Origin of the sequence: Reinekea blandensis MED297 (genome assembly GCF_000153185.1) — a bacterium.
GTDB classification, from domain to species: Bacteria; Pseudomonadota; Gammaproteobacteria; order Pseudomonadales; family Natronospirillaceae; genus Reinekea; species Reinekea blandensis.
The window spans coordinates 174030-195000 of sequence record NZ_CH724149.1 but is presented as its reverse complement, the minus strand read 5'-3'; the positions used below and the strand labels follow the sequence as shown (position 1 = coordinate 195000).

20 protein-coding genes and 1 tRNA gene (1 of these 21 running past the window's edge) are annotated in these 20971 nt (G+C 53.5%); 12 read left to right on the top strand and 9 right to left on the bottom strand.

Going from position 1 to position 20971, the window contains the following annotated elements; translation table 11 throughout:
* Positions 1-1084, top strand: partial view of an OapA family protein gene (locus MED297_RS01005; protein WP_008041544.1) — the 3' portion only. The gene continues 215 nt to the left of window position 1, outside the view; only the last 1084 of its 1299 coding nucleotides appear in the window; its start codon lies beyond the left edge, outside the window; its stop codon occupies positions 1082-1084.
* 35 nt (positions 1085-1119) lie between these two features.
* On the opposite strand, the gene MED297_RS20940 is transcribed toward MED297_RS01005, so the two are convergent.
* The 4 genes from MED297_RS20940 to MED297_RS00985 all read right to left on the bottom strand — a co-directional run bounded on the left by MED297_RS20940 (position 1120) and on the right by MED297_RS00985 (position 3168).
* Positions 1120-1593, bottom strand: coding sequence for a DsrE family protein (locus MED297_RS20940; protein WP_008041542.1), 474 nt, complete (start codon positions 1591-1593; stop codon positions 1120-1122).
* Complete coding sequence (gene erpA, locus MED297_RS00995) at positions 1565-1909, bottom strand: iron-sulfur cluster insertion protein ErpA (RefSeq protein WP_008041531.1); 345 nt, start codon at positions 1907-1909, stop codon at positions 1565-1567. The genes MED297_RS20940 and erpA overlap by 29 nt, the downstream gene beginning before the upstream one ends.
* A gap of 79 nt (positions 1910-1988) precedes the next feature.
* A complete protein-coding gene (locus MED297_RS00990; RefSeq protein WP_237613397.1) occupies positions 1989-2402 on the bottom strand; it encodes a bactofilin family protein in 414 nt (137 codons plus the stop codon).
* A gap of 7 nt (positions 2403-2409) precedes the next feature.
* On the bottom strand, positions 2410-3168 hold the full coding sequence (locus MED297_RS00985; RefSeq protein ID WP_008041528.1) for a DUF6776 family protein: 759 nt from the start codon (positions 3166-3168) through the stop codon (positions 2410-2412).
* Positions 3169-3260: 92 nt separating this feature from the next.
* Here MED297_RS00985 and MED297_RS00980 point away from each other — a divergent pair, with 92 nt between their 5' ends.
* Positions 3261-4979, top strand: a complete 1719-nt coding sequence (locus MED297_RS00980; RefSeq protein ID WP_008041526.1) for a chloride channel protein — start codon at positions 3261-3263, stop codon at positions 4977-4979.
* Positions 4979-5404, top strand: a complete 426-nt coding sequence (gene hemJ / locus MED297_RS00975) for a protoporphyrinogen oxidase HemJ (RefSeq protein WP_008041520.1) — start codon at positions 4979-4981, stop codon at positions 5402-5404. The genes MED297_RS00980 and hemJ overlap by 1 nt, the downstream gene beginning before the upstream one ends.
* A gap of 114 nt (positions 5405-5518) precedes the next feature.
* Here hemJ and malT read toward each other — a convergent pair whose 3' ends face one another.
* On the bottom strand, positions 5519-8227 hold the full coding sequence (gene malT / locus MED297_RS00970; protein ID WP_040556368.1) for an HTH-type transcriptional regulator MalT: 2709 nt from the start codon (positions 8225-8227) through the stop codon (positions 5519-5521).
* A 232-nt stretch (positions 8228-8459) separates the two neighbouring features.
* On the opposite strand from malT, the gene hemL reads away from it, so the two are divergent.
* The 3 genes from hemL to MED297_RS00955 all read left to right on the top strand — a co-directional run bounded on the left by hemL (position 8460) and on the right by MED297_RS00955 (position 11008).
* The gene (hemL, locus tag MED297_RS00965) at positions 8460-9743 is read left to right on the top strand and encodes a glutamate-1-semialdehyde 2,1-aminomutase (protein ID WP_008041517.1); all 1284 of its coding nucleotides are present in this window, start codon (positions 8460-8462) and stop codon (positions 9741-9743) included.
* Positions 9744-9831: 88 nt separating this feature from the next.
* Positions 9832-9918 (top strand) — tRNA-Leu (locus tag MED297_RS00960).
* A 187-nt stretch (positions 9919-10105) separates the two neighbouring features.
* Positions 10106-11008: an aldo/keto reductase gene (locus MED297_RS00955; protein WP_008041515.1), complete on the top strand. Its 903-nt coding sequence runs from the start codon at positions 10106-10108 to the stop codon at positions 11006-11008.
* Between the two features lie 10 nt (positions 11009-11018).
* On the opposite strand, the gene ptsP is transcribed toward MED297_RS00955, so the two are convergent.
* Positions 11019-13304, bottom strand: a complete 2286-nt coding sequence (gene ptsP / locus MED297_RS00950) for a phosphoenolpyruvate--protein phosphotransferase (RefSeq protein WP_008041514.1) — start codon at positions 13302-13304, stop codon at positions 11019-11021.
* Positions 13297-13788: an RNA pyrophosphohydrolase gene (locus MED297_RS00945; RefSeq protein ID WP_008041512.1), complete on the bottom strand. Its 492-nt coding sequence runs from the start codon at positions 13786-13788 to the stop codon at positions 13297-13299. Before MED297_RS00945 ends, ptsP begins: the two co-directional genes overlap by 8 nt.
* A 335-nt stretch (positions 13789-14123) precedes the next feature.
* Between MED297_RS00945 and MED297_RS00940 the strand changes: the two genes are divergently transcribed.
* Positions 14124-14786 carry a histidinol-phosphatase gene (locus MED297_RS00940; RefSeq protein ID WP_008041510.1) on the top strand — a complete coding sequence of 221 codons (663 nt, stop codon included), beginning with the start codon at positions 14124-14126 and terminating at the stop codon, positions 14784-14786.
* Entirely contained in the window at positions 14783-15934 is a 1152-nt protein-coding gene (locus tag MED297_RS00935; protein ID WP_008041502.1) for an imelysin family protein, read from the top strand. The genes MED297_RS00940 and MED297_RS00935 overlap by 4 nt, the downstream gene beginning before the upstream one ends.
* A 7-nt stretch (positions 15935-15941) precedes the next feature.
* Here MED297_RS00935 and MED297_RS00930 read toward each other — a convergent pair whose 3' ends face one another.
* On the bottom strand, positions 15942-17138 hold the full coding sequence (locus MED297_RS00930; protein ID WP_040556367.1) for a class I SAM-dependent rRNA methyltransferase: 1197 nt from the start codon (positions 17136-17138) through the stop codon (positions 15942-15944).
* A 95-nt stretch (positions 17139-17233) separates the two neighbouring features.
* Between MED297_RS00930 and MED297_RS00925 the strand changes: the two genes are divergently transcribed.
* Positions 17234-18112: an HDOD domain-containing protein gene (locus MED297_RS00925; RefSeq protein ID WP_008041499.1), complete on the top strand. Its 879-nt coding sequence runs from the start codon at positions 17234-17236 to the stop codon at positions 18110-18112.
* Here MED297_RS00925 and cysQ read toward each other — a convergent pair.
* Entirely contained in the window at positions 18106-18951 is an 846-nt protein-coding gene (gene cysQ, locus MED297_RS00920; RefSeq protein WP_008041497.1) for a 3'(2'),5'-bisphosphate nucleotidase CysQ, read from the bottom strand. The two genes, MED297_RS00925 and cysQ, sit on opposite strands and share 7 nt — an antisense overlap.
* Before the next feature lie 16 nt (positions 18952-18967).
* On the opposite strand from cysQ, the gene yrfG reads away from it, so the two are divergent.
* The 3 genes from yrfG to hslO are packed head-to-tail and all read left to right on the top strand — an operon-like array spanning position 18968 to position 20960.
* Positions 18968-19666 carry a GMP/IMP nucleotidase gene (gene yrfG / locus MED297_RS00915; protein ID WP_008041496.1) on the top strand — a complete coding sequence of 233 codons (699 nt, stop codon included), beginning with the start codon at positions 18968-18970 and terminating at the stop codon, positions 19664-19666.
* On the top strand, positions 19663-20067 hold the full coding sequence (hslR, locus tag MED297_RS00910; protein WP_008041493.1) for a ribosome-associated heat shock protein Hsp15: 405 nt from the start codon (positions 19663-19665) through the stop codon (positions 20065-20067). Before yrfG ends, hslR begins: the two co-directional genes overlap by 4 nt.
* Positions 20068-20081: 14 nt before the next feature.
* Entirely contained in the window at positions 20082-20960 is an 879-nt protein-coding gene (gene hslO, locus MED297_RS00905) for an Hsp33 family molecular chaperone HslO (protein ID WP_008041491.1), read from the top strand.
* The last annotated feature ends 11 nt before the right edge of the window (positions 20961-20971 follow it).

The window sequence follows — 20971 nt, the reverse complement described above, 5'->3', positions numbered from 1 at the left end:
CGATACCTTGTCTTCCGTTTTTGAACGCGCAGGAGCTGGCGTATCCATTCTCTATCGGCTGATCGCTAATGACGATATTAAAAAGCCGATTGAAAAAATTTTCCCGGGCCAGGAGTTCACCTTTAAATTTGATGACCAGGACGCCCTCGTTCAAGTCAACTTTAATGCAACGCCCCTGCTTTCTTATCAAATCGATATAGATGAAGACAAAAACGGGCAAATCAGCAAACTGGAAAAGACTCCGGAAATTCATACCAAGTACGCCACAGCCAGAATCGATGATTCCTTATTCATGGCCGGGATGGAAGCCGGATTATCCGACAACATGATCATGCAACTGGCGACTATCTTTGGCTGGGATATCGACTTTGTCCTCGATATCCGGGAAGGTGATGAGTTCTCACTGCTCTATGAAGAAAATTATCTGGATGGCGAAAAGCTGAGTGACGGCCCTATCATTGCTGCTCGCTTCATGAACCGGGGTCGGGAAATTACCGCCATCCGGTATACCGATGAATCCGGCCGAACCGATTACTTTGCCCCGAACGGCGATAGCATGCGTAAAGCGTTTTTGCGCACCCCTATGGATGTGTTCAGAATTTCATCCAGCTTCAACCCTAACCGCCGACACCCGGTTCTGAATAAAATTGTGGCTCACAAAGGTACGGATTACGCTGCACCTGTCGGCACACCGATCAAAGCGACCGGCGACGGCAAAATCATCAAGGCTTATTATTCTTCGACTTACGGCAATGTGGTGATTATTCAGCATGGTGCAGGTATTCGAACGCTCTACGCCCATATGAGCAAGTTTTCAAAGTACTCTCGGGTTGGTAATCGAATTAAGCAGGGTCAGGTCATCGGCTACGTCGGTGCGACGGGCCGGGTTACCGGCGCACACCTGCATTACGAGTTCCAGGTGCACGGCGTTCATAAGAACCCTCAGACCGTGGACTTGCCAAACGCACAACCCCTGGCAACAGAATATCTCGGCGATTTTGAGCAATATGCGTCCAATGTTGTTGGTCAGCTGGGTGTCTACGACCAAGCCTACGCGCAGAAGAAACTGATCGCTTTCGAGTAACAACAGTACAGACGTTCTGAGTGACCGCTGGTCACTCAGAAATATTCATACCCTTCGTCGAGCAGTTCCTGCTCTCTTGTCGGGCCATAAGGCACCGTATCGACAAATGCCGGTAGATCATCGCGATGCACCGAAGCGCCGCGCATCCACGTTTCACAAACCTGAATATCTATCGCATTAAACGCATCCAACCGGGCAGCCAAATCAACAAGCTCCCGATTCTGGGCATAGTTTTGTCGTAGAAAAGCGTTCACTTCATCGCCATGAAGCACCAACGCAAGCGGCTGACTGACTGGATAGTCACTTTCGCTGTCCAGCAAGCCCTCAAGTCGATGCAGGATATCGCTCACTTCATCAGATGAGTGTGCTTGAATTTGACCGATATAGCGGTCAGGAGAGTGCGTCGGCGTGTACAGATCGTCTGCAAACACACCGGAAGCCGTCACCGCGGCCAACACACAGGCCGCCAGAAAACGACTTTTACATTGAAAAAGAGGAGCCGCAGCCACAGGTCGTTTCAGCCGAGGGATTTTCGATGATGAACTTACTGCCTTCCAAACCTTCCGTATAGTCGACAGTGGAGCCCCCTAAGTATTGGACACTGAGAGAATCGATGACGAACCGAATGCCATTTTTATCGATTAGGGTATCATCTTCAGCCGGCTCTTCATCAAAGGTAAAGCCGTACTGAAACCCAGCACAGCCGCCGCCAGTGACAAAAACACGCAACATCAGCTCGGGATTATCCTCTTCCCGAACAAGATCCTGAACTTTCGCCACCGCGGCCGGAGTTATATTCAGAGGGTCTGCAACCGCTACTGACATGATGTCACCATTCATTGATTCGATCCGTCGAATTATCAATACCTGAGCAAAACAGTCAACTATTGATCACCGTTACCGACTACTTGTTTTCGGATGCCGGTACCGGTGTCGCGGTCTGAGCGGCGTTCAGAATGTCTTTTTTAGACTTCTTACCCTTTTCACTGGCAACATGGAGCAGCTTGCCATTGACCTTAGCCCCCATGACCATTTCCATCATCACGTAATGAACATCGCCGGTCACCAGGCCATTTTTGTTCAATGTGATGTGATCCGAGGAATAGACGTCACCTTTGACCTCCCCGTTGATCACGATGTGTGGTGCTCGGATTTCGCCTTCAACGATACCTTTCACGCCAATGGTCACTTCTGCATTGCTGTCCGGGTCTGCGAGAATATTACCTTTCACGGCCCCTTCGATCTGCAGTGCCTCGGAGATTCGGATATCCCCCTGAATTTCTGCTTTTGCTGTAATCAAAGTAACATTTTTACCCACGCTCTTCTCACTGCCCCACATTATTTCCGTTCTCCAAATCTGACCAGTTATAGGCGCGTTCAACCCGGGCCGCTTTATCACCTACGGATTGCGCGACAACCTGAATCTGATCAGGCGTAAACCCCTCCGGAAGGACTAACTCTCCGGTGAAATCCTGAAAGTAGCGATATCGGAACTTGATGTCCACATCGCTGATATCTTCTGAGAGGTCTTTGAGCGGGAAAGCCGTAGCTTCGCCATTAGCGACCCCGAGCACATTGATCCCCACAAACCCTCTCAGATACGTTGAATTATTACCAACTTGCGTCAGCATTACTTTGAAACGGTAGCGGTTATCGGAGGGTGTTGTCGTCAGGTTAACCTCCTGAATAGTTAACCCTGCAGAGTTCACGGAGGGTGACATAATACCCTGGTAAAGCGCTATCTCCTCCTCAAGCTCAGCGATCCGATCACTGAGCTCCCGATTCAACTGACGCACACCATCGTTGGCTTCTTTATCGACAAATGAGGCCGTTTCCAGAACCGCGACCCTTTGCCGCAGCGACTCAAGCTGCTCCGTTCGATCACGCAGCTCAGCGCGCAGTTCATTCCGTTCTAACAGTAAGCGGGTTTCTTGCCCAACACCGACTTGCTCACCATACCAGTAAGCACTGTAGACCATGAGACCAACCAAAACCAATCCGACCAACGCCAATAGCCTGCGTCGCGCCGGATGATAGGGTCTGGCAACATAGTTGGTGACCGGTGTGCCTTTTACCTTTTTCATTTCCGTCCCCGGAACCGTCAAATCGCAGTACTGTAACAAAATGCGCTATAAACGGGTATGATCGGATTCGCTCAAACAAGGTCTTAACCCTCATGTCTCAGCAGTTTCTGTCACATTGGCGATCCATCGTGTTTCAGCGCAACGGTCTGGCGCTGCTGTCAGTGCTGGGCGTCGCTACCGGACTGGCGACCAGTCTGGTAATTGTGGGGTTCATGCTGGCCATTGATCTGACCACCAGCGCACTGCAAGCCGGTCAGGAAACCGGATTTGAAGGCTTCTCTCCGTGGGTCCGCCTGCTACTGCCGTTGACCGGCAGTGTCCTGTTAATCCTGCTCTACCGCCTAACCCCAACCGAACGTCAGGATGTTGGCATCACTCACGTTATTGACCGCCTGCAACGAGGCCGGGGCCGATTGCCGCTGGGCAACACATTTTTTCAGTTCTTTGCAGCTTTGATTACCCTGACAGGCGGGTTCAGCCTAGGCAAAGAAGGGCCAGCCGTGCATGTCGGTTCCGGTATCGCCAGTCGGCTCGGGCTCGCCGTCCACCGTTCTCCCAGTCAACTGCGACTACTGACCGGGTGTGGGACCGCTGCCGCGATTTCAGCAGCCTTCGGAACACCCTTGGCGGGCGTGTTGTTTGCGATGGAAGTTGTCCTCATGGAGTACAGTCTGACCGGCTTCATTCCGATTATCGCCGCCGCCGTTACAGCCACCGTCAGCACTCAGTTCATCATGGGTGAACATCCGGTATTTCTCCAGGTCAGTTTTGACAGCAGTGCAGACCTGCCGTTTGTCTGGCTGGTTGTGCTCGGTGTCGCAACCGGGGCCATCGCCGCATTGATGCATAAATTCATCAAACAGATTCTGGCCCTGAACATCGTCAACCGGGAATGGCGTTTTCTAACCGCCGGACTGATTACCGGACTGATCGGCATGGCCCTGCCTCAAATTCTCGGTCTCGGCTACGGCACGATGAACAGCATCGCCGCCGGTGAGCTCGGATTCATGCTGTTACTGGCCGTTCTGGTTGGGAAAATCGCAGCCACATCGGTAGCGGTCGGCTTTGGTATTCCAGCCGGCATCGTGGCGCCCTCATTAGTCATTGGTATGGCCACCGGCGCGTTGATCGGAGGCTTGGCGCCAGATCAATCAAACAATGCCGTCTTCGCACTGGTTGGTATGGCCGGCATGATGAGCGCTCTGTTACATGCACCGCTGGCTGCTCTGACCGCGGTACTCGAACTATCGTTGACGGCCGAGACGATGTTTCCGGCGATGGTCGTCGTGGTGTTATCAAACCTGACTTGTCAGGTCGTCTTTCTGCAGCCGTCAATTTTTCAGACGCTGCTATCAAACAAAGGCTTAAACATCAGCACTCACCCCATGAGAAATGCCCTGGCCAGCCGGTTTTTGACAGAAATCGCAACGACGCAGTTTGTGATCATCAATGATCAGATGGATGAAGAAGCCATTCGCGATGTCGCCGCCAGTAATCGTCGACTGGTGATATTCCGGCTGGCAAAAAGCAGCCATCTGGTCACCATGAATGCCCTGCAGAAGCGTTTTGAAAAGTGGCAGGGGCTAGAAAATCGTGACGATATTAATCTATTTCAATACCTGGCGAACGACCTGCCGGATCGAAGCCGCATCGCGGTCATTCAGGAAGACCTGTCCCTGCTTGAAGGGTTACGAATTTTTCAAAGTGACGATGTGGTTGGGATTCAGGTCCCGCTCGATGAATTCAGGATTGGGCTGATCACCCGATCCAAACTGTCCTCTGTACTGACTACCGAAGGAGACCTCCACTGATGCTTTATCTCTGGATCAAGGCGCTGCATATTATTTTTGTCATCAACTGGTTTGCCGGCATTTTCTACCTGCCACGTCTGTTTGTTTACCACGCGATGGCGGAAGATAAGCCCTCAAAAGAACGATTCAAGATCATGGAGCGAAAACTGTACCGGGGTATTATGACACCTTCGATGGTTTTGGCGTTGGTGTTTGGTATCTGGATGCTGTTCTTGATTCCCGGCTACCTGAGCGCTGGCTGGATGCATGCCAAACTGCTGTTTGTGGTCGCCGTTGTTGTCTATCACTTTTGGTGTGGCCGTATTCTTCGCCAGTTCCGGGACGATAAAAACGAGCGCAGCCATGTCTGGTTCCGCTGGTTTAATGAAGCGCCGGTGATTGCGCTTTTCGCCATCGTCATCTTTGTTGTGGTTAAACCCTTTTAAACACATCGAGGCAATGTGAATAAAAAAAGCCAACCTGTTTCAGGCTGGCTTTTTCGTTTCGTCAGGCAAAAGCCGCATCGACAGTTCTGGCTTAACAGACCCGTGCCGGACCCATCAGGTGTTGGCGGATGCGAGCTCTTTACCCAATGCAATGGCTTCTTTCCGATTAGCCACCGACAGTTTTTTGTAGAGGTTATTGATGTGCGTCTTCACCGTACTGACGGCAATGAACATGGTCTGTGCAATATCATCATTGCTTTTGCCGTCGATGATGTACTGCAACACGCGCCATTCTTTTTTGGAAATTCCCAGGGCCAGTAAGCCATCCGGAACCTCCTCTTCGCCGCGACGACTTGAGGTATTGCGCTGCTTATAGAGAATCAGCAACTGTTCTACAAATCGAGCTTGATCCTCAGGAAGCGCATCGACATCCATCTTTTCAAAAAGAGGCATAACCCACTGTCGCAGGAACAAGATGCTCGCAACTATCGAGTATTGCTGTATCAACGGTAACAGAAGCATCAGTTCGGTCATTGCCTCAGATTCTTTGTTCTGAAGATTCAGTAATGCGACGTGTAACAGACCCAAGCGAATAAACTCAAGCTGATAGGGGCGACCTTCAAACTCACGCAGCGGCGAATAAACCTGCTCCAGCCGCATTGAGGCTTCCTGATATCGGCCGCAAGCAATGTGACCATAAATCTGAGCCCGTAAAATCACATAGTCACGCATGCTGTGAAACTTATCGACCGGCGGGGTTGCTTTCAGCCAGGTTTCGATTTTTTTGATGTCTTCATTCTGCCACCAATACAGCAGCTGAACTTCCATGGAATAAGGTATCAAATGTTCAGCTACGTTCTCACGTGCCAGTATGCCTTCATGCTGCGCAGCCAGATCTCTAGCCACGGTTGGTTTGCCTTTCAGCATTTCCATTTTCAGCAGCCAACCAAACAGATGTTGTGACCAAAACTCATCCCAGTTCTGACACAACAGACCGACTTCGTTGATCAGCAATCGGGCTTCGCGAAGATGATAGGCTTCCAACGCCAGTTCAGCCTGATTGAACAACGAGAAGCAGGCATTGAAGCCACTGTTCACATTATGTTGCGCCGCGTACTCCTGCACTTCTTTCGCCAGGCTGATAGAGCGGGCAAAATCACAGCGTTGTTTCCAGATCTGTGCCTGCTGATTCAGACTCCACAGAACGGCATCATGGTTGGCCTCCTGCCGGCTGAGCAACTCGCTTTCTTCGTATATCGACAGAGCGCGATCTAACTCGCCTTGTTCGAACTTTACGTTCGCATAAATCAGCAACGGAGACTGACGACGGGTATTGTTGTCGGGGAACAGTTCCAAAGCTTCACGTGCGGCCTGCTCTGCTCCGACAAAATCGCCCATCGAGAAGTATGCCTGGGATCGAACGGTTTGATATTCGGCCCGCAGCTGACGGGAATCGGCATTATCGTTCTCGATATGCGCCTCAGCCATGGTCAGAATATGATCAACCCGGTTCGGATCACCGTAGATCGATTCGACCCAACAACTCACCAGTGTCAGCTGCGTATCGCTGGAAATGGTTTCGTCACTGAGCTCAGCCAGGCAGCGCTTAACCAGATCGTAGTGCGCCTTGTGGTTCAGATCATTTCCGTAGGTTCGAAGAATGTCGGTAATCTGCTTCTGGTCCTGCGAGCGAATGGCATGATCAACAGCGCCGACGATGTAGCCCATTTTCAGGAACGCCTGAGAGGCTTTGTGGTGAAGCTCGCGCACATCACCACCCGATTGGGTGATCAGCTTGTGCTTCAGGAAGTCACGCAACAGATGGTGGTAACGGAACCATTGCTGCGGTTCATTGAACTGCACGATAAAAAGATGCTGACGCTGCAGGTATTCCAGCACTTCATGCACATTGACGTCTTCGGCCAACGCTTCAGCGACCTCCGCATTGAAGCGCTTTACGACACTGGTACTGAGCATGAAACGCTTAACGTCTTCCGGCAGTGAATCGAACACCTCAGAATCAAAATAATCAATGGCGTTTAAATCTTTCTGTTCCAGCCGTGCCTTAAGCTCGTCATAAGACGGTTTGGATTTCAGACCCAGCACAATGAGCTGAAGCCCGACGGCCCAGCCCTCTACGTGTTCGAGTAATCGCTTAACATCGCCTTCATCGAGTTGAAACCCGGCACCGACCTGCTGGAAGAACGTCTGCGCTTCGGCCACGTTAAACCCCAGTAAATCGGCAGACATGTCGGCGACTAACCCCTGCAGCCGCAGAGACATGATGCTCGCCGGCGGGTCCGAACGGGTTGTCAGCACTAAGGTCACATGAGGTGGCAGGTGTTTGGCAAGGTAAGCCACTGCAGCATGAACCTCTTCGGAATCAATAGCGTGATAATCGTCCAGTACGACAATTAGCCGTTGGTGTATCCGGTCCAACTCGAACAGCAGTTGACCAAACAACGATTTAAGCTGCGTATTGCGATCATGCACACCCGAGTGGCACAGCTGATCGGACAAACGAACCTGCTTAGCAATGGCCGAGATAAAATAGGCCGCAAAATTGAAAGGATCGGAATCTTCCGGGTCCAGCGACAGCCAGGCCATGCGGGCCTCCGGCTCATCGTCTTTCAAAGCCTGAAAGCCGTGAAGGGCTGCGGTCGTCTTTCCGAACCCGGCGGGGGCACACAGTACCACCAGCGGCAATTTACACGCTGCCACAAAGGCCTCATCCACCCTGGGGCGGTTAACGGCATTTGGCGGTAGATAAGGTACGGAAAGTTTTGACGGCACTAAATAGTGCGAAGGAGCAGATTCCGTCATGAATCCTGAGCCATCCACGGTTAAAGAACATCCGACCATGATAACCAGCCTGCTATTGGCGTTTCAATTTATTCAGTCATTTCCGGCACATTGGCGATCACGTAAATGCCCTGAGTCAACCAGCACGAACATCGGTGCGAGATCTGGCAGTCATCACGGCCGATCGGATTTGCGTCTTGTGCAGCGGCTCGTCAGAATAGCCCCCTATCGACGAATAACACTGTAGGTTCTCATGACTCATTCTTCTTCAGACCTGTTTGAACTGGCTCAGAAACACATTCCCGGCGGGGTAAACTCACCGGTTCGCGCTTTTAAAGGCGTGGGAGGCACCCCCGTGTTTTTTGAACGAGCCAAAGGCGCGCATCTGATCGATACCGAAGGTAAGAGCTACATCGATTATGTCCTGTCCTGGGGCCCCATGATTCTCGGCCATGGCGCAAGCGTGGTCACTGAGGCTGTGCATCAACAGGTCGACAAGGCCATGTCATTTGGCGCACCAACCGAACTGGAAATCCAGATGGCCGATAAAGTCTGCCAACTGGTGCCATCTATGGACAAAGTGCGGATGGTCAACTCCGGAACTGAGGCCACCATGTCGGCTATTCGACTGGCCCGTGGTTTCACCGGTCGTGACATCCTGGTCAAGTTCGAAGGCTGCTATCATGGCCATGCCGACAGCCTGTTAATCAAAGCCGGGTCCGGCGCACTGACGCTTGGCGTACCAACCTCACCCGGCGTTCCCGCCTCGGTCGCTGAACATACAGTCACCCTGGAATACAACAACCCTCAAGCGGTGCGGGATTGCTTTGCTGAACTCGGTGATCGCATTGCTGCCGTCATCGTCGAACCCATTGCCGGAAACATGAACTGCATCCCACCCGTACCGGGCTTCCTCGAAACCCTGCGTGAAGTTTGTACCGCTTCCGGTGCGGTTTTGATTTTTGACGAAGTCATGTGCGGATTCCGCGCCGCGCTCGGCGGTGCCCAGGCGCATTACGGTGCTCAAGCCGATCTGACCACGCTCGGCAAAGTCATCGGTGGTGGCATGCCGGTCGGCGCATTTGGTGGCCGAGCCGATATCATGGACTGCCTCGCCCCGACCGGTCCGGTTTACCAGGCCGGTACGCTTTCAGGAAACCCGGTGGCCATGGCCGCCGGGCTGGCGACACTCAACGCTATTAGCGAGCCTGGCGTTTACGAACAACTCAGCCAGAAAACCCAAACACTGACTGATGGTATTGTGAGTGCCGCGCGTGAAGCGGGCATCCCGATGACGTCGAATCGCGTGGGCAGCATGTTCGGCCTGTTCTTCACCGACCAGTCTGAAGTCACAGGTTTTGCGGACGTTGGCCGCTGTGACAGTGACCGTTTCAACCGGTTCTTCCATGGCATGCTGAACGAAGGCATTTATCTGGCACCTTCCAGTTTCGAGGCCGGTTTTATGTCGTTAGCGCATTCCGATGACGACATTCAAAAAACCATCGCGGCCGCCACTAAGGTACTGAAATCGCTATAAAAAAATATGAAAATCTGTTGACAGTCGATTCGGTGCTCATTAATATGCGCGCCGTTCTCGACGAGTTATCGTCGGATTTCACACCGATGCCTGGGTGGTGAAATTGGTAGACACGCTAGCTTCAGGTGCTAGTGGGGGCAACCCCGTGGAAGTTCGAGTCTTCTCCCAGGCACCACTTCTTTTCAGAAGTTCCCGGTGAATTTAAAAGGTCGCGCAAGCGGCTTTTTTTATGCCTGAAAAACGCTCCCATCGCCTTAAATCCACGACTGTTCGCACTAAAAGGCGACCTGAATCAACGGGGTTTGTTTATTAAACGAAACCGAGCGGCTATCGTAGCCCTCAGACCGTTTAAGGAACCCATCATGCAACGACTTCCCATCCCGAAAAGTGACCTGACCTACAGCCGATTGGTGTATGGCGCCTGGCGTCTGGCGGACGATACCAATCGCACCACAGAACATGTGCGAGCGAAAATAGATGCAGCGTTAAACGAGGGCATCACCACATTTGACCACGCTGATATCTACGGCAACTATGAATGTGAACGATTGTTCGGCCAGGTATTGGCGACCGATCCCGGCCTGCGTAACCAGATTGAGTTGGTCAGCAAATGCGACATTGCCCTGATGTCCGACAAGTACCCGGACCGCCGGGTGAACCATTACGACACCAGTGCTGAGCACATCCGAACCAGCGTTGATCGCTCCCTGCAGATGCTGAAAACCGACCACCTCGATACGCTGTTGATTCACCGCCCGGACCCGCTGATGAATGCCGCTGAAACCGGCGCAGCCCTGGATGATCTGGTACGTGCCGGAAAGGTCCGCTCCGTTGGCGTATCGAACTTCCGACCCGACGACTGGCGACTGCTGCAAAAACACATGCAGCATCCCTTGGTAATCAATCAGATTGAAATCAGCGTTCTGCACACCGAAGCCCTGACAAACGGGGATCTGAGCGCACTGCAACTGGACGACATGGCCATCATGGCCTGGTCGCCGCTGGCCGGCGGCCGGTTGTTTAGAGATGAAGCGGCCGCTCAAAGGGTTCGCCCGCTACTTCAGGCCATCGCGGATGAACAAAACAGTCGACTCGATTGTGTGGCCTTCGCCTGGTTGCTGGCGCACCCGGCCAATATTCTGCCGGTTGTCGGCACCAACAATCTCGACCGGATTCGTGGAATTGGCCAGGCGATGGACATTACCATTGACCGTCAAACCTGGTTTGAAATCTATGTGGCAGCACTGGGACATGGCGTTCCATAGGCACCGGGGTCTAACGAGACGGGAGCAAGCCCAAACTGGTTAGCGGCACGCCGGCCTTCTGCAAAGCCAATTGCAACGTTGAACGGATGACCTTCGGGTCATCCAGATTCAATAACCCGCTGGCAACGGTTTCCGCCCAACCAGAATCTATTTGTCGTAAAACCGCTTTAACCCGCAGCAGATTGGCACCGCTCATCGACAGATGCCGATATCCCAGACCAAGCAACGTAACAGCGCCCAGTGGATCGCCGGCCAGTTCGCCACAAACGGAGACCGGGATGCCCGCCTGCTGACCTTCACTGACAATGATTTTCAACGCTTTCAGAACGGCCGGATGCATGCTGTCATAAATACCAGCCACCCGAGGATTGTTACGATCCACCGCCAACAGATACTGCGTCAGGTCGTTACTGCCAACGGAAATAAAGTCAACCAATGACAGGAAGTCCTTCACCAGATAAACCGCCGATGGCACCTCGATCATCACGCCGACACGCGGAACCTCGACCCGCACCCCTTCTTCATTGAGCTCGTAAACGGCCCGATGAATCAGGGCAAGGGACTCTTCAACCTCGCCAACACTGGTCACCATTGGCAACATAATGCTGAGGTTATTCAGATCCAGACTTGCCCGCAGCATTGCACGGACCTGAACAATGAAAATTTCCGGATGATCAAGCGTCACCCGCAGACCCCGCCAACCCAGAAACGGGTTGTCTTCTTCGATGGGGAAATACTCCAGACTCTTGTCGCCGCCAATATCCAACGTGCGCATGGTGACCGGACGAGGATAGAAAGCCTCTAACTGGTTTCGATAGATCTTGGCCTGCTCTTCTTCACTGGGGAAGCGACCGAGCATCATAAACGGGATTTCCGTTCGGAACAGACCGACGCCATCAGCACCGATTTCCTGAGAGCGTAAAATGTCGGTTTGAAGACCGGTGTTGATCATCAGATCCACCGAATCGCCGTTGGCGGTTTCAGCGGGCAAATCAGCCAGCGCTTCGAGGCCGGAGACCCGTTCTTTTTCTTCACGGACCAGCGATTCGAAATACTCACGTCGATCATCGGTCAGTTTGTAGTAGACATGCCCCCGGTAACCATCAACGACCAGCTCTTTCCCTTCCAGTTCCTGCCACGGGATATCCTGAGCACCCAGCACAGTGGGAATGTTCAATGCTCGCGCGAGAATGGCCAGATGCGAGTTGGCGGAGCCCTGAGAACAGACAATGCCCGAGACCGACTCCGGATCGAGCGAGCCAAAAACCGCGGCGGATATTTCTTCACCAATCAAGACCGCATGTTCAGGGATGGTCCGCTCCGGTTCCTCATCCACGAGATAGGTCAGCAGGCGCTGTCCAAGATCCCGCATGTCCGAAGCTCGCTCACGCAGATAGGCGTCTTCCATGTCCTCAAAGTGCCTGACATAGCCACGCATGGTTTCCGCCAAGGCACTTTGGGCAGACTCCTGATTACGGATTCGCTCGCGCACCGCGCCACCAACAGCCTGATCGTCGAGAATCCCGGCATAGACATCAAACAGGGCCAGTTCTTCGGGTCGCAACTCACCCTCAAGACGCTGACGAGTCTCCGATAGTTCCTTACGCAACCCGGAAATTGCGGCTTCAAACCGGGCCAGTTCCGCGTCAATATCCTCGGTTTTGGTATAGCGGACACTGTTCAGGCTGATCGTTGGTGAGATCACATAACCCTGACCGATCGCCACTCCACTGGCACAGGCAACGCCTTTAAACCGAATATCGGTATCAGCCTGGGTTCCCATGAGGTTCATACCCGACAGGGTGCCGGTCGCTTCCGCATGAGCAATGATGCCGGCCAGCTGCGCCGACAAGGTCACCAGGAAAGCTTCTTCTTCATCACTGAACCGTTCGACCCGATATCGCTGTACAGATAGCACACCCAGAAGCTTTCGGTTATGAATGATAGGAACCGCCAGAAGACCATGAAAATCGTCTTCACCGACTGACGGCACATGATGATAATTTGGATGGAGGTTGGAGTTGGCCAGATTAAGCGGCTCTTCTCGTTTACCAACAAGGGCAATCATGCCTTCGTTCTGAGTCAGCGTGACCTGGCCGACGGCGTCTTCACTCAGCCCTTTGGTGGCCATCAACACGTACCGCTCCACCGAGCTGTCCCAGAGAAACACGGTGCAGGCGTCCACGGCCATGCCCTGTTGAACCATCTGGGTGAGACGATTCAGACTCAGCTTCAGGTCTTTTGACCCGTTTACTGCCTCGACCACACGACGCAGTAAGTTCAGTAAATCAGGCATAATCCACCTGCGGACGAGTGATACGAGGCGCCAGTTCAGTTAACGCCTGCCGATAGACTTCGCGCTTGAACGACACCACCTTGGACAACGGATACCAGTAAGAAACCCAGTTCCAACCATCGAACTCAGGGTCATCGCTGGCATCGAAACGTATATGGCTCTCATGGCTTTGCAAACGCAGTAAAAACCATTTCTGTTTTTGTCCAACACAAATCGGCAAGGTGTTGTGACGAATCATTCGCTTCGGCAACCGGTACTTCAGCCAACCCCGTGTACAGGCAATGACGTCTACATCCGACGCGTTCAGACCCACCTCTTCTTTCAATTCGCGGTAGAGCGCATCAATGGGCGTTTCGTGCTGACGAATGCCGCCCTGAGGAAACTGCCAGGCATCCTGACCGATGCGGCGCGCCCACAACACCTGACCTGCGGTGTTGGTGAGAATAATGCCGACGTTTGGCCGGTATCCGTCTGAATCGATCATGCCTGTTATTCCAATTAACTATGAATGTTTTATAAGTCAGAATTATTGACGATATGTGACTTTAGCATTGTTCCATACCCCCCGCCAAAACGATATTGGCATTAATGACAGGGTCACAGGCGCTCAAAACGCCCGTAAAATCGTCTGACGACACGCCAGAATGTGACCTGTAACCATAAATCATTTGACCTCATTCACAACTGAATAGGCCTGCGTTTCAACAAACGTCAACCACTGTTAAGGTACGACCTTGTGCGTCTGAATTCGGCGGCGGGGATGCAATTCAAGCGGACAGGCCCTAGAATCCCACCACACACGGCTTTTGGAAACCCATTGTGACCCTGGCAATATTTGACCTTGATAACACCCTGATTAACGGCGACTCGGATCACGCTTGGAGTGAGTTTCTGGTGGCTAAGCAATTAGTCGATGCCGAAGAGGTTGCCCGGGTCAATAACCGGTTTTATCAGCATTATCAGAACGGAACCTTGAACATTCTAGAGTATCTCGAGTTCGCGCTCAGTTTTCTGAAAGACAAAACCCCCGCAGAGCTTGCGCCGATACATCAACAGTTTATGGCCGAGGTCATTGAACCCATGATGTTACCCGCTGCCCTGGCATTGATTGACAAACATCGCCAACAACACCATCAGTTATTAATTATTACGGCGACCAACCGCTTTGTGACCGAGCCGATCGCACACCGTCTTGGTATAGAAAACATCATTGCCTGCGAGCCGGAAATTCAAAACGGCGTATACACGGGACACTCAACCGGTATTCCCAGTTTCCAACAGGGTAAGGTTGATCGTCTCAACCAATGGTTGGACGATCATCAACTATCGCTTGATGGTGCCTGGTTTTACTCGGACTCTCACAATGATCTGCCGTTGCTTGAACGGGTCGATAATCCAGTCGCCGTCAACCCGGATGACCGCCTGCGCCAAATCGCCGAAAGCCGCGGCTGGCCTCTCATGGACCTGAGGACAAATTCATGAAACACCCTATCAGCCTGATCGCGCTGATCACCCTGCTTGTTGCTTGCGGTGAACCTGATACCGTTGACGACCCGGTGACGGTCATCGAACCTATCGACGAGACACCGGTGATTGAAGCGCCTCATCTGCTTGAGTTTTCAGAATCGGCACAAGCGTTCAGCCAACTTGCAGAACAGCAGTCGGCCGCCATGCTGAAACTCTGTTCAGCCATGAACGGTGATATTCAACGCTTTCTTGCACAGCCAACCGATGAGGCCCAGAGTCAGGCTCAATCCAGTTTTCGTCAGTGTTATCAAAGTTGGGTCAGTAACCGGCTGTTCTACCAGCTGCCCTTTACCCTGTCCGGTAGCGATGACTTCAACAGACTGCTCGACCTGATCGATACCCGGCCTTTTCAGGCAGGCTATATCGGTGGGTTGCCGGAATACCCTTACTCCGGCCTGGTTCATGAACTGGACATCCCGCTGACGGCCAATAACCTACGCAGCCAGCATCGGCTCATGGACGAAGAATCCGCATCCGTCGGCTTCCCGGTTCTGGAGTTCTTCCTATGGAAAACTCCCACAGAGGGTGTTTGGCTGGCGACCAACGACGACGCCGATAACAAAGTCGTTGAACGCCGAAAAGACTACCTGAATGAAGCCAGCTCGCTGCTGCTGACGCATCTGACCGAACTCAGCACACGATGGCAGGCACCCGACGAGTTCAGCCGATTACCGGAGCGCGCTCAGCTGGCCTACGTTCTGCGCAGTCTGCAGCGGTTAATGATGGTGGAACTGCTCGACCGGCATTTTGAAGACAAAGCCATCCGCGAACCGGAATGGCACCATCCAGCCCAAATCAGCGGGCAGGGACGTGATCTCATCAGCGCTGAGCTTTCGAGTCTGGTTCGATACCTCAATCCTCAGGACAACCCAAGCTTCAGCCAATGGCTGGCAAAACAGGACACCGCCGACATCACCGCCGATGGCCTGTACACTCAGGTGACCACGTTACAGTCGCAGATTGCCGAGCTGCCTGAAAACTACCCATTCGACACCACCGAAGAGAATACCGCGTGGCAAAATTCACGGCAGCAGGTTGCCCAGCTGGCCCTGAACCTGAGCCGCCTCTCGGACACCTTTCAGATCAGTATCGTGACGGAATAGTCCTCGCTTACAGTCCGGGGGTTACCTGCGTAAACAATGACTTGATATAACGGGTCTCCGGCACAGCAGGTAACACCGGGTGATCGGCGCCTTGCCCACCTTCTGCCAGCAACACGGCGTGGCGTTCAAGTTTACGGGCACTGGACCGGATGATGTCATTGAGACGCTGAGCCTGAAGGTGCATTGAGCAGGAAGCACTGATCAGCAGCCCGCCATAATTAACCAGCTTCATCGCCTGCTCGTTCAGCTTCTGATACGCACGTTCGCCGGCCGCAATATCTTTACGCCGGGCGATGAAAGCCGGTGGATCCACTATGACCACATCGAAGCGCTGACGCTCCTGATTCAACTGATCGAGCACATCGAATGCATCCCCCTGAATAGTCGAAACCCGATCGTCACAACCGTTCAAACGGGCGTTTTCCATGACACCTGACAGCGCCGAGTTTGAAACATCCGAACAAATCACTTCGGCCGCCCCCTGTGCAGCGCACGTTATGCCCCAGCCGCCCAAGTAAGAAAACACATCAAGCACGCGTTTACCGGCGGACCATTTGGCCGCCAGGGCTCGGTTCGGACGATGGTCGTAGAACCAACCGGTTTTCTGGCCACTGATCAGCGGGGCGTGAAACTGCACGCCGTTTTCAATCAATGCCACCTGTTCGGGCACTTCGCCAACGGCAACTTCCACGTAGGATGGCAAACCCTCCACGGCGCGCATTTTGCCGTCGTTTTTCAGCACAATCCCTTTCGGTTGAACCAAGCGCTGCAACAGGTCGAGGATCATCGGCAGGTGAGCTTCCATACCGGCCGTCGATACCTGAACGGAGAGGATGTCATCAAAGCGATCAACCACCAGACCGGAAAGACCATCACTGTCACCGTACACCCATCGATAACAGGGGTTTTCAAAGCACTGTTCGCGAATGGCCAATGCCTGCTTTAACCGGTTTTTCAGCAACGAGCGGGTCAACTCCCGCCCGGCTTTACGGGAAATCAATCGGCCACAGATCAGCGCATTGGGGTTGATCATGAAACTGCCCAGTGTTCGTCCGCGCGCGTCCTGAACGTCGGCCACCGAGCCGGCTTCGATGCCGGCCAGCGGTGTTTTTGAGGTGTCCACTTCATTGGCATAAAGCCAGTGGTGTCCGCTGCGCAATCGTTTTTCGGCGCCGGCGTTGAGTGTCAGAATCTGTCGGGTCACGTTGGAAGTTCCTGATTGGATGAAATCGCGGGCGAGTTTGGTGCCCACTGCTACACTGTTGAATTAACGTCCGAATAAAAGATAGCGTATCGGCCATGAGCATTGAACTTGACGATGAACAGATCGAACAGATCCTGCAGGGCATTACCATTCCACCACAGCCGCAGATCATGGTTGATCTGCAAATGGAGCAGTTTCAGCCGGTACCGGATCTCGGTCGCATCGCCGACCTGATTGCTCAGGATGTCGGCCTTGCCGGTACCATGCTGAAAATCGTCAACTCTGCCTCATTCGGACTGGCCAATCATATCACGTCCGTGCACCAGGCCGTGATGCTTCTGGGCATCCGTTCGGTCGTCAACATTGTCAACGGTCTCAGCATTCGCGGTCAGCTCAGCGATCAGGACATCCAGCAGCTCAACAGTTTCTGGGACACGTCGATGGACATAGCCGTGGTCTCACGCAGCATTGCCCGTCAGATAGGCATACCGGCACCGGAAGATGCCTACTCGCTAGGGTTGTTTCACAATGCCGGCATTGTGCTGATGAACCAGCGGTTCGACGGTTATATGGACGTTCTACGAGAGGCCTATGCCAGCCCGGTCGAACGCATCACCGACGTCGAAAACCGGCACTTCCGCACCAATCACGCGGTCATCGGGTATTACACGGCGCGATCCTGGAAGCTCCCAAGAATGATTTGTGACGCCATCAGTGACCATCACAATGTCGCCCGTGTATTTGAGCGCGATTCTGACGCAGAAGCTCACAAGCGGACCTTACTCGCCGTGCTGAAAATCGCCGAACATCTCTGTGGTAACTACCGCCTGCTGGGCAAAACCGACACCGATCATGAATGGGAGCGTATCCGCCGATACGTATTTGAGTTTACGGGCCTGGGCGACTATGACCTCAGCGCAATGATCAACGATTTCCAGGAAATGGGCGTCGCATCAGTCATCGCCAGTCATTGATCAGATTGGGCAGAGTCGCGGGTCAAAACCGGTAACAGCGCCGAGTCACCGACCGCGATAAAATGCGGATTCAGAGTGTTCTGCTTACCATATTCCAGCGGCGCCCCATTCCACTGCCGGATCGCACCACCGGTGGCTTCCAAAATGGCCTGCGGCGCGGCCGTATCCCACTCACTGGTCGGTCCCAGGCGCGGATACAAGTCGGCCGTGCCCTCAGCCAATCGAGCAAACTTCAGTGCGCTACCAACGGATTCGGTTTGTACATCATAACCGGCCTGTTGCAACTGATCACGCCAGGCGCCTTTCCAGCGTGAACGACGCGAACCCAGTGCCACCAGAGAAGCACCGGCGTCCTGTCCGGTCATTGTCCGGGCATCACCGGGCTGACCGCGAAAGGCACCTTGACCAGGGCCGCCCCACCAGGCTAATCCGGTCGTGGGTTGGTAGAGAAAACCAAAGACCGGTTGATGATCACGCATCAGCGCAATATTAATGACGAACTCGCCGGTTTTATGCAGAAACTCTCGCGTCCCATCCAGCGGGTCCACCAGCCAGTACTGCGGCCAGGCGACACGTTCCGCATAGGGCGGCAACGCCTCTTCAGAGACGACCGGACAATCAACCACGGCCGCTAACCCGGAGACCAGAATCCGTGACGACTCAATGTCAGCCGCCGTGACAGGAGTATCGTCTGCCTTGCTCTGCTTCTGCCATCGAGACTCATCGCCATACACCGTCAGAATCGCCTCACCTGCCTTTTGCGCGAGCTGATACAGAGTCACCAGATTGGTATCGGTCAGCGTGTCTTCCGCTGTTATGCTAGGGTTAAGACGATTCATTCGGGAGTGTCACTTGATGTCAGGTACCAGTCATCAGTCTACCATGTCTGTCCTGTCTTCTCAGGAATGGGACGCAATCTCTTGGGTGTTATTGGATATGGACGGCACGCTCCTTGATCTGTGTTTCGATGACACCTTCTGGCGGGTTGGCCTGCCTAACCAGTACGCCGAAGCCAAAAACATCGAACGGGTACAGGCAGAGGCCCATATCAACCGCATCGGCAAAGAGTGGTACGGCCAGCTAGAGTGGTACTGCATCGATTTCTGGAGCGAGCAGCTCGGTTTCGACATTCGTCCCGCCAAATCAACGCTGGCCCATCTGATCGGATTTCGGGCCGGCGCGCTGGCGTTTCTGAAATGGCTTCGCCACAGCGGACGCCACGTTATCCTGGCGACCAATGCACACCCCGACAGCATTGCCTTAAAAGATACCCGAACTGATCTGTGTCGCTGGGTCGATGTTGTGCTCGATGCGCACGCTGCCGGGGCACCTAAAGAATCGCCAGACTATTGGCAATGGTTACAGGAAAAAACCGGTTTTTTACCCGAACGCACCTTGTTTATTGACGATAACGACCACATTCTGGATGCGGCGAAGGCGGCTGGCATCCGACATCTGGTCGGCGTGCACACCCCGAACTCACAAGCACCGGCAAAACCATCTCGGTATCCGGCGTTTGATCATTTTCAGGAACTGTATCCCGTATCCATATGACTGACAGCAGTGACACTTCCAACGTCCGACTCGACAAATGGCTTTGGACCGCCCGTTTTTTCAAGACCCGCTCCTTGGCGAAAACCGCCATCGAAGGCGGTAAGGTTCATTACAACCGGGCGCGATGCAAACCCAGCCGAACGGTGGAGATCGGCGCCAGCGTGCGCATGCAGCTGGGTTGGGATGAAAAGACCGTGATTATCCGCGATATTCTCGACAAGCGGCAAAGCGCCACCATTGCGCAGACGCTCTATGAGGAAACCGAAGAATCCATCGCCCGACGCGAGCAACACGCCCAACAGCGGAAAACCATGAATGCGGCCGCCGCATCGCCCAACCATCGGCCAAACAAGAAACAGCGGCGCGATCTGATTCGTTTAAAATCTCAACCCAATGACTGACCTCAGGCCAACCTATGTCTTCATCTGACCAGACTCTTCGATTCCTTTTTGACCAAACGCCGATTCGGGGCGAGCTTACCCAGCTCGATCGCGCCTATCAGGACGTACTCAGCAAACACCCTTATCCAACGGCTGTGAAGCAGTTGCTGGGCGAGTTCATGGCGGCCACCGCCATGCTCAGTGACACCATCAAGTTCGACGGCACTCTGTCTTTGCAGGTGCGCGGTGCTGGCCAGGTTCGCACCTTGATGGCCGAGTGCCGACACAACCGAGCCTTACGGGCCATTGCTCAATATAACGATGACTACGACGATGCCGGACCGGTGTTGGGGGAAGGTCAGATGGCCATTACCATCGAACCCGACAAAGGCAAACGATACCAGGGGATCGTGTCCATCAATGACGGCGAGCTGACCCTGAACCGGGTTCTGGAAGATTATTTTCAGCAATCTGAGCAAATCCGGACACGCATCTGGCTCTATGCCGATGGGCAAAAATCAGCCGGATTGTTGCTACAGGCCATGCCCGAGTCGGCCAGCGCCAGCAGCTTAAGTGCCGACCTGTCCGAAGACTGGGAGCGCCTGGTTCACCTGGCTCAAACGCTGACAACTGAGGAAGCGCTGTCATTACCGGGAACGGAAGTGTTACACCGCCTGTTTCATGAAGAAACGGTTCGGGTGTATGAGCCGAACCAGCTGGAATTTGAATGCACTTGCAGTCGACAACGCAGCGAAGACGCTATCCGCACCATGGGCGTTGATGAAGCCGTCAGTTTGGCTGCAGAAAATGGCCATATCGAAATTGACTGCCAGTTCTGCCACGAACGCTATGCCTTTACCCCGGAAGATGTCAGGGCTCTGTTTTCAGCCTCCGACGACTCGACGCTGAACTGAGGTAAGTCTTA